This is a genomic window from Deinococcus marmoris, from assembly GCF_001949125.1.
Classification (GTDB): domain Bacteria; phylum Deinococcota; class Deinococci; order Deinococcales; family Deinococcaceae; genus Deinococcus; species Deinococcus marmoris_A.
Window position 1 is genome coordinate 1 of sequence record NZ_MSTI01000170.1, and the last position, 3,466, is coordinate 3,466.

Genomic DNA, 3,466 nt, shown 5'->3' on the forward strand with positions numbered 1-3,466 from the left:
GGGCCAGGTCACTGCGGGGAAGCTCAAGTTCAGGGGTGCCCGCATCGCTGCGGCCCGCTGGGGTGGGCAGACGGGCGAAGCGGTGCCCCACTCGGTCATACAAGCTCATGGCCCGCACGGGCGTCGCGGCGGCCTGAAGGGCCGCGACGATGCCCATGCGTTCGGCGACGCTCAAGGCCAGGCCGCGCACATCCACAGGATTGCCGCTGGAGCGCAGGCCGTCTGAGCGCTCGATGACGGTGGGCTGCCAGCCGCTGCGCGCCAGCCAGTACGCGAGCGTGGGGCCAGCGATGCCAGCGCCGGAAATCAGGACGCGCGGAAGGGTCATAAATAGTTATATTTCACTGGACGCAATTTTGCAATGAGTGAATGTTTGCATCCGGTGACTACAATGGTCTTTATGACTTTGCGCGAACGCAAGCGCCTGCGTACCCGACAGGCCATCCTCACTGCGGCAACGGACCTTTTCGAGCGGCACGGTTACACCGAAACCACCCTGGACGACATTGCCGCCGCCGCCGAGATCAGCAAGCGGGCCATCTTCAGTTACTTTGCCAGCAAGGAAGACCTGCTGTTCCCGGAGAGCGACGCGCGCATCGGCGCAGCCATTGACGCCATCGCGGCCCGGCAGCCTGGCGACGGCCCGGTCCAGGTGCTGCTGCGCGCCATGACCACCTCCACCCAGGAGTCTGATGACCTGACGGGCCGCCGGGCGGCGTTGCGATTGCGGTTGATGCGAACGGTTCCCGCTGTCCGTGGCCGGGCACTCCAACATCAATTCGACGCGCAGCGCGAAATTGCCCGCCATCTGGCCGCCGTCTTCCCAGCAGACCTCAGTCCGATCTCGGCTGCTGCACTGACTGGAGCCTTCATCGGGGCAGTGACAGGGGTGCTGGATCTCTTTTTTGAAGAGCAGGAGCCTCCACAGGATCCAGTAGAGCTGCGCGCCACCCTCCTGCGGGTCACCCAGATGGCCCTTACCCCGTGGCTGGACACGTCTTCAGGAGAACGCGACCTGTCGTCAGACATCTGAGAAAGGTTCAGCCACGCTGCACATGCCAGCGCTGACCTTGACCACCGCAGCTTTCCCGTACCGCTGGAAGTGTGGTCTGTCTTCCAAGGGCAGATTCCTGCTCCGCCTCTCGTCAAGCCCCAATGACCGGTTGGCCTGTAGACTGCGCCCACGTCCAAAACCCATGAAAGCGAGGGGTCTCCTGAGCTGGACCGGGAGCAGCAGCGCCGCTCCGTGATCTCGGCGCGCCATCACGTCGGAGCAGCAGGATTCACCCAGAGTGAGGCGCTTGAATTGATCGTCAGCGCAGGCCGGGAACAGATCAGTGTGGCCCAGTCCCTCCGGCAGGTCATGCTCACCACCCAGACCCAGCTCCGGGAGGGCGTGGCGCAAGGCGATACTCAGGCCGCACAGGCCCGGGTGGCCAGACTCGAGCAGGTGATTCGTTCAGGTCAGGCGCAGATCGACGCGGCCCAAAGCCTCCAGGGAACCATCCAGGATGCCCTGATGAACGTGCGGGGCACTCCGCTGGAGAACGTCATTGCCGGGTTGCTGAATGCCCTGGGCACGGTGGTCCAGCGGCAGGCGAGAGCGCTGGAAGACCTGATCGCCGTGGCCCTCGGCGAGGCGACAAGCAAGGAGCAGGTCATGACGCTGGCGCAGGTCAGTGCTGGTGTGGCCGAGCGGTTGGAGGCGACGGAGCGGGCGCGCACGGAGCGGGAACTGGCCCATTTGGACGACATGCACCAACAGACGCTGCTGCGGATCCGCCAGTTGGAGCAGGACGGGCAGACCCACGCGGCCCAGAAAGCGCAGCTCTCGGACCAGGCGGAGCGTTCGCAGCGCGACATTGAGGTGCTGGAAGCGGCGGAGACCCAGAACCTGGAGCAGATTGCTGACCTCGAAGAGCAGCAACAGGCGGCGGAGGAACGTGGCGCAGAGCTGGAAGCGGCGGCGGTGACGCATCAAGACCGCATCGAGAAGCTGGGGGGGCCGCGTCGGGACGAGCCGTAAGGCGCCGGCGCGCAGGCCCGGCTTGAGCCGCTGACAGGCGGCTGAGTGCATAAGTGTGATCGTCATTGGCTAGGGCAAGCAGTTTCAAGTCGCTGGCTGCTTGGCAAGATCGCAGCGGCAGACGAATTTGCAGTTCCGAGCGATGGAGCCGGAATGCCGAACCACTGTTCTCAATGGCCTGAGGGCGGCCCATGACGATCGGCCTGAGCGGCAGGGTGCGTTAGCGCTACCTCGCGGCCTGGCCCCGCCGCGTCAGCGCCTTCTGCGCATACAGGCGCCGGTCCGCGAGCCGCAACAACTCCTCGACATCGCCCGCTTCGTCAGGAAAACGCGCCGTCCCCGTGGCCCCACGGATGCGCTCGCCACCGACGTTGATCAGGTCACCGAGCAGTCCTGTTGTTCGGTCCTCCCTGGGCCAGTCATCGCCCTGAAGCAAGAGACCGAATTCGTCGCCGCCCAGCCGGAAGGCCGTCCCGGCCTCCTGGGAGGCCTGCATCAGGCAAGCCGCCACCCGCTGCAACAAGGCGTCTCCGGCAGAATGGCCGTACTGATCGTTGACCCGCTTAAAATCGTCGAGGTCCAGCAGGAGCAGCGTAAAGGGTTGGTCCTCGCTGACCAACCTATTCAGTTGCAGGTCAAAGGCGCGGCGGTTGCCCAAGCCCGTCAGGCCGTCATGGTAGGCCAGACGCTCCAATTCATGCTGCGCAGCGTGAGCCTCCGAATAATCTTCCTGAACGCCCACAAAATATTGCAACGTGCCGTCCACGAACATCGGCTGCACCCGCAGCCGGTACCACAACGGCTTTCCGTCCTTGCGGTAGTTCAGCACGACCCGTTCGAACGGCTCGCCACGGTCCAGGGCCGCACGCATGAACGCGATGTCCGCCGGGTCCGTCTCTGCACCTTGCAGAAGGGCACAGGTGCGTCCCCTGACCTCCTCCAGACGGTAGCCCGTGACCCGGCTGAAAGCCTCATTGACATACACGATGCGCCGGCGGGCGTCGGTCACCAGCAGGCCGACATCCGCAGTGTCCAGCACCTGCCACACCAGGGTATGCTCCAGGGGCCGACTGGCCACAGTGTCTGATTCAGCGAGCTGAATCATGACGGGCCCCAGAAGCGGGCGGCCTGGGGCAGGAGGCCGGCCACTTCTGGGGCTGGCCGACCCAGAAAATAGCCCTGCGCATAGTCGGCGCCCAGGGTCATCATCAGGCTCAGCTCGCCCTGCGTCTCGATGCCCTCGGCGACGACCCGGATGCCCAGGTCATGGGCGTACCCGATCAGCGCGCTGACCAGGGGGACCCGGCGGTCATTCTCATGCAGGCCGCTGATCAGCGCCCGGTCCAGCTTGACGATGTCTGGCCGGAGTTCCGTCAGGTAGCTCAGGCTGGTGTGTCCGGCCCCCAGGTCATCCAGGGCCACCTGTGCGCCTTCCTGTTG

Annotated in this window: 5 protein-coding genes; 2 read left to right on the forward strand and 3 right to left on the reverse strand. The window is 65.1% G+C overall.

Going from position 1 to position 3,466, the window contains the following annotated elements; genetic code table 11:
• The coding region (locus BOO71_RS28115; protein WP_217694945.1) for a hypothetical protein at positions 1-328 on the reverse strand (328 nt) is incomplete at its 3' end.
• 72 nt (positions 329-400) lie between these two features.
• Here BOO71_RS28115 and BOO71_RS24400 point away from each other — a divergent pair.
• Complete coding sequence (locus BOO71_RS24400) at positions 401-1,033, forward strand: TetR/AcrR family transcriptional regulator (RefSeq protein WP_075836854.1); 633 nt, start codon at positions 401-403, stop codon at positions 1,031-1,033.
• A 213-nt stretch (positions 1,034-1,246) separates the two neighbouring features.
• Positions 1,247-2,026 (forward strand): hypothetical protein, encoded by a 780-nt coding sequence (locus BOO71_RS24405; RefSeq protein WP_075836852.1) that lies wholly within the window; start codon positions 1,247-1,249, stop codon positions 2,024-2,026.
• 226 nt (positions 2,027-2,252) lie between these two features.
• Here BOO71_RS24405 and BOO71_RS24410 read toward each other — a convergent pair whose 3' ends face one another.
• Positions 2,253-3,131 carry a sensor domain-containing diguanylate cyclase gene (locus BOO71_RS24410; protein ID WP_075836853.1) on the reverse strand — a complete coding sequence of 293 codons (879 nt, stop codon included), beginning with the start codon at positions 3,129-3,131 and terminating at the stop codon, positions 2,253-2,255.
• The coding region (locus BOO71_RS24415; RefSeq protein WP_139323182.1) for an EAL domain-containing protein at positions 3,128-3,466 on the reverse strand (339 nt) is incomplete at its 5' end. The genes BOO71_RS24415 and BOO71_RS24410, both read right to left, overlap by 4 nt.